The organism is Paraburkholderia sp. (genome assembly GCF_035948235.1).
Lineage (GTDB): Bacteria > Pseudomonadota > Gammaproteobacteria > Burkholderiales > Burkholderiaceae > Paraburkholderia.
In genome coordinates, this window is the sequence record NZ_DASZJJ010000028.1 from 1 (window position 1) to 5655 (window position 5655).

At 62.7% G+C, this 5655-nt stretch carries 2 protein-coding genes, 1 rRNA gene and 1 pseudogene; all 4 read right to left on the reverse strand.

Going from position 1 to position 5655, the window contains the following annotated elements; all coding sequences use genetic code 11:
- Positions 1 to 122: ribosomal RNA gene (locus VG320_RS01630) — 16S ribosomal RNA — on the reverse strand; the annotation flags it as partial.
- A gap of 598 nt (positions 123 to 720) precedes the next feature.
- Positions 721 to 2193: an NAD-dependent succinate-semialdehyde dehydrogenase gene (locus tag VG320_RS01635; RefSeq protein WP_327198438.1), complete on the reverse strand. Its 1473-nt coding sequence runs from the start codon at positions 2191 to 2193 to the stop codon at positions 721 to 723.
- 42 nt (positions 2194 to 2235) lie between these two features.
- A complete protein-coding gene (locus VG320_RS01640; RefSeq protein WP_327198439.1) occupies positions 2236 to 5214 on the reverse strand; it encodes an FAD-binding and (Fe-S)-binding domain-containing protein in 2979 nt (992 codons plus the stop codon).
- Positions 5215 to 5277: 63 nt separating this feature from the next.
- A pseudogene (locus tag VG320_RS01645) lies at positions 5278 to 5655 on the reverse strand (cyclase family protein); the annotation flags it as partial.

A 5655-nucleotide genomic window follows, 5' to 3' on the forward strand; every position in this document is an offset into this window, starting at 1 on the left:
GATGTATTACTCACCCGTTCGCCACTCGCCACCAGGTGCAAGCACCCGTGCTGCCGTTCGACTTGCATGTGTAAGGCATGCCGCCAGCGTTCAATCTGAGCCAGGATCAAACTCTTCAGTTCAAACCTGTTACTGTTTTTGGTTCATTTAAGAACCCGTCGCTCACTCAAAGCTGACAGGAATCTGGATTGCTCCAAAAACCTGACTTACTTCTGTGTGAGACTCTTGATACTTTTGCTATCTCGCCAGATCAAAAATGATCACGACGAGGAGCTAGATCGAATCAAGCGCCCACACTTATCGGCTGTAAATTTTTAAAGATCAATTCGCTGAAAACTGCTGGAAAATCAAGCTATCCGGCGTTTTCTGCGTCGCTGCATCAGCAGGAGGAGGCGAATTATGCAGGGCGCAGATCGACCCGTCAAGTAAATCTGCAAAATAATTTAGTCGCCCCGGGAGAGGGGTCCAGATCCACAATTTTGAAGTACATCTGCAGGGCCGCAAACGTCCTCACTCACTAGAACTAGAATATCTCGCCGCCAACGGTTAAATCGCAGCCAATCCGATCCTTCATCGCCGCAAGAACTGACGACCGTTCCCGCACCTGACAAGATAATGCGTCTTTGCTGGATTCGAGTGACAGCAATCGCTGCAACAACAGACAAATTACGAAGCGAGGCACCATCGCAACGCGCAGTGCCTCGCTTCGTCTCGACGTGCTTATTCAAGCCCGCCCTGGCACAGATATTTGATGCTCAGATAGTCGTCGAGGCCGTACTTCGAGCCTTCACGTCCATACCCCGATTCCTTCACGCCGCCGAACGGCGCGGCCTCGCTCGCCACCGCACCTTCGTTGATACCGACGATGCCCGTTTCGAGCTTGCGCGCCACGCGGTCGATGCGGCGCACGTCGTTGGTGTAGAAGTACGCAGCGAGCCCAAACGGCGTGTCATTGGCGATGCGAATCACCTCGTCCTCTTCGGTGAAGCGGAACAGCGGCGCGACAGGGCCGAAGGTTTCCTCGCAGCAGAGCACCATGGCGTCGGTGGCATCAGCAAGCACAGTAGGCGCGTAATAATTCGGCCCGAGATCCGGAAGGCGCTTGCCGCCTGCGAGCACGCGCGCGCCGTTCGCCACGGCGTTCTCTACATGCCGCGCGATCTTGTCGATGGCGCGCTCGTTGATCATCGGGCCGATCTGCGCCTTCGCATCGGTCGCCGGGCCCACGTGCAGCGAACTCACGTGCTGCGCGAGCAGTTCGCCAAATTGTTCGTAGACCGAATCATGCACGTAGATACGGTTCGGACACACGCAGGTCTGGCCGCCATTGCGAAACTTGGCGAGCATGAGACCCTGAACAGCCGCTTTGAGATCAGCGTCGGCAAAGACGATAAACGGTGCGTTGCCGCCCAGTTCGAGCGATAGTTTCTTGAGCGTACCCGCCGATTCGCGCGCGAGATGCTTGCCCACGGCCGTCGAGCCTGTGAAGGTGATCTTGCGCACACGGTCGTCGCCGAGCCAGTCGGCCACGGCGGCAATGCCTTCGTCGCGCGCCGCCGAAATCATGTTGAGCACGCCGTCGGGCAAGCCTGCCTCCTGCGCCAGTGCGGCGAGCGCGAGTGCCGTGAGCGGCGTGTCTTCAGCGGGCTTCGCTACGACCGTGCAACCGGCCGCGAGCGCCGGAGCGATCTTGCGCGCGATCATCGCAAGCGGAAAATTCCAGGGGGTGATCGCCGCCACCACGCCGATCGGCTCCTTGATGGCCATCATGCGCTTGCCGCGCTGCGTCTGCGGAATGATGTCGCCGTAAATCCTGGTCGCTTCCTCGGCGAACCACGCAACGTACGACGCGCCATACGCGACTTCGCCGCGTGCTTCAGCCAGCGGCTTGCCCTGCTCCAGCGACATCAGTCGCGCGAGGTCCTCGGTGTTCGCGAGGATGAGCGCGTGCCAGCGGTTCAGCACGGCTGCGCGCTCGCGAGGCAGCGTGTCGCGCCATGCGGGCAGCGCGCGCGCAGCGGCGTCGGTGGCCGCGCGCGCGTCGGCGGCGGCACTGTTCGCGACCTGCGCGAGCGTGGCCTGGGTGGCCGGATTCGTCACGGCGTAGCGGGCGTTACCGGAAGCGGCGATCCACTTGCCGTCGATGAAATTCTCGTGGCGAAGCAGTTCGCCTCGTGTCAATTCCAAACTCACTGCGTTCTCCTTGTCTACAAGCGGTATCGGGCGTCGAATGCTTTAATTTGACGCGACTTGTTCTTTCACGGCGGCTTCGGCGTTCACGTCCGGCTTTACCGCCTCCGGCTGGCGATCGAGCCACTGCGCGAGATGGAGTGCCGTGCGGCCCGTAGTGTTGCGAATCTGCGAGCGGCAACTGAAGCCGTCGCTCACGATCACGGCGTCGTCCTGCAGCGCATCGATCACGGGCACGAGTTCCGACTGCGCCACCTTCTTCGCGAGATCCGCCGTTTTCTTGTGATAGCCGTAGGCGCCCGCCATGCCGCAGCAACCCGTGGGCAGCACCGACCCCTTGCTCGTCGCCTGCTGGAGCAACTGCGTTTCGGCCTTCATGCCGCCGCAGGCCTTCTGGTGGCAATGGCCGTGCACATGCACGTCTTCGTCGAGCTTCGGCAACGTAACGCCGAATTCCTGCAGCAATTCGGCGAGCGTCTTCACCGCCTTCGCGAGTGCGTGCGCGCGTGCGTCGTTCGGGAACAGCGCGCGCAATTCGTCGCGGAACACCGACAGGCAGCTCGGTTCGAGCACGACCACGGGCAGCTTCGCCTCGATCACATTCGCCATCTCCAACATGATCGTTTCGAGGTTGCGCTTCGCTTCGTCGAGCAGACCGGCGTCGTACATCGGGCGGCCGCAGCACACGTGCTTGCTCAGCAGGCGCACTTCGAAGCCCTTCGATTCAAGCACGCGCACCGCCGCTTCCATCACCTCGGGCGTGAAGCCGTTGTTGAACGTGTCAGTCCACAGCAGCACGGGCGTGCGCTTGTGCGTCCTGCTCGCTGCGCTTTCGGTCTGCGCGAGCAAACGCTTCGCGCTCGCGCCGTTGCGGAACGTCTTCGCGGCGATGGCGGGAAATTTCACGTCCTCGGCGAGACCGAACTTCGCGCTCACCTTGCGGAACGACGGATTGCTCATGAGCGCATTCGCCACGCCACTCACATGCGTGGCCACGGGCAGCCAGTTGCCGATGCGGCTCACCATCGCGTCCATCACATGACGGTGCTTGTGCTTGTGATACTCGTAAAGAAAGTGGCTCTTGTACTTGGCGATGTCCACATGCGTGGGGCAATCGCTGCGGCAGCCCTTGCACGCGAGGCAGTGATCGAGCGAATCCTTCACGGCTTCGCTTTGCCAGCCGTCCTCGATCACTTCGCCTTTGAGCAGTTCGAACAGCAGCCGCGCGCGCCCACGCGTCGAATACTTCTCTTCGCGCGACGCGCGATAGCTCGGGCACATCGTGCCGCCGCTCAGCGAACGGCACTTGCCCATGCCGATGCAGCGCTCCGTCGCACGCGCGAACGTGTCGGGCTTGCCGAGATCGCCAAACGTGAAGGGGCTCGACACATCCACGCGACGATACGTCGGGCCGAGGCGCAGGTTGTCGTCCACCGGCATGGCATCGACCAGCTTGCCCGGATTCATGCGGCCGCGCGGATCCCAGATTGCCTTGAATGCGCGGAACGCTTCCATCAGCTCTGGCGAATACATGAGATGCAGCAGTTCGCCCTTTGCCTGGCCGTCGCCGTGTTCGCCCGATAGCGAGCCTTCGTACTTCACAACCAGCTTCGCGGCATCGAACAGGAACTCGCGCCACGTCTTCACACCTTGCGCATGACGCAGGTCGAAGGTGATCCGCGAGTGGATGCAGCCATCGCCGAAATGGCCGTACATATTGGTTTTGTAACCGTAAGATTCCACCAGCGCCGAAAATTCGCGCAAGTAGGCGCCGAGGTGACGCGGCTCCACAGCAGCGTCTTCCCAGCCCACGACCGGGTCAGGCTTCGACATATCGTCGCCGATTGAGGTGGCCGACGCGCCGGTTTCGCGCACCGACCACAAACGCTTCATGAGCGCGGCATCGTCGACGAGTCGCGCCGACGGCGTGCCCGGCAACTCAGGCGCGAGGGCCGCCGCCCGTTGCGCGAATTCCATCGCGACAGCCTTGTCGGTCGCTCCGAATTCGACCATCAGCCACGCATTGCCCGCGGGCAGTTCGGCGATGTCCGAGAGCGCGAGACCGCGCTCGCGCAAACCGCCGACGATGCCCGTATCGAGCCCTTCCATCGCGATCGGCGACAGAGGCAGCAGTTGCGGCACGCAGTCGGCGGCATCGAAAATGGTCGGGAAACCGAACACCACCAGCCGGCGATGCACGGGGTTGGTGACGAGCGTCGTTTTCGCGCGGAGCACGGAAACGCAGGTGCCTTCGGATCCCACCAGCGCGCGCGCAATGTTGAAGCCGTTCTCGGGCAGCAGTTGATCGAGACTGTAGCCCGACACACGGCGCTTGAGCCTGGGAAAGCCTTCGCGAATGGCGTCGCCGTATTTCTCCACCAAACCGAGCAGGCCCGAGACGATTTCGGCGCGGCCCCCACCCGCCGCGAGATGCTCGCGCAGCGCGGCATCGTCGGTCGGGCCGACCCAGAACTGCGCGCCGTCGTAGGTCAGCACTTCGAGCGCCTCGATGTTTTCGGCAGTCTTGCCCGCCATCACCGAATGCGCGCCGCACGAGTTATTGCCGATCATGCCGCCGAGCGTGCAGCGGCTGTGCGTGGCGGGATCGGGGCCAAACGTGAGGCCTTTGAGCGCGGCCGCGTCCTTGAGCTGATCGCAGATCACGCCCGGCTGCACCGTCGCCACGCGGCCCGTCACGTCGATCGCTTCAATGCTCGTGAGGTACTTCGACGCGTCGATGATGACCGCCGCGTTGACCGACTGCCCGCACATTGACGTGCCCGCGCCGCGCGTGAGCACCGGCACGTCGGCCTCGCGGCACGCGCGCATGGTTTCCACCACGTCCTCGATGCTGCGCGGCACGACGATGCCGATCGGCACCTGACGGTAGTTCGACGCTTCCGATGCGTACGCGGCGCGCGTGCCCGAATCGAAGCGAACTTCGGCGCGTGTGTTGCTGGCAAGCCGGCGCTGAAGCGCGAGCAAGGCGTTGATATCGTGGCGGGGCAGATCTTTTGAATTCATGACATCACTAGCGGGGGAGCGCTTTCTTCGAAATTAGGTACAGCGAGGACAAACCAGCCTGGCTCAGACCGTCGCGACAGGCGTAACGGGAGAACCGACCGCACGCGGCAGACGCAGCGGCGGCGCGGTCAGCAGGAAGCGCGTGCGTCCGTGCGCGTGCAGCCAGTCGGCCAGCTCGCTCAAATGCCACAGTTCGCCAAGATGCACGCCGAGGCGGAACAAACATAAGTCGTGCAGCGGATGCGAGGGATAGCGCGCGTCGTCGCACGGCGCGGCGGGCAGGAACTCCACGGCCACGTTATCGGAGATCAACGCGGCCACGTTCGAGTCGACGATCCAGCGGCGCAGCGCTTCATCGCGGCCGTCGAGTCCGGCGAAGCCACCTTCGAGCGCCTTGCCGTTCTGCGTGCGATACACATCGAGCAGCGCTTCGTCGAGGCC

What these genes read in the sequence shown, in the direction of transcription:
- VG320_RS01640 (WP_327198439.1), bottom strand. Translation starts at nt 5,214, where the DNA reads ATGAATTCAAAAGATCTGCCCCGCCACGATATCAACGCCTTGCTCGCG.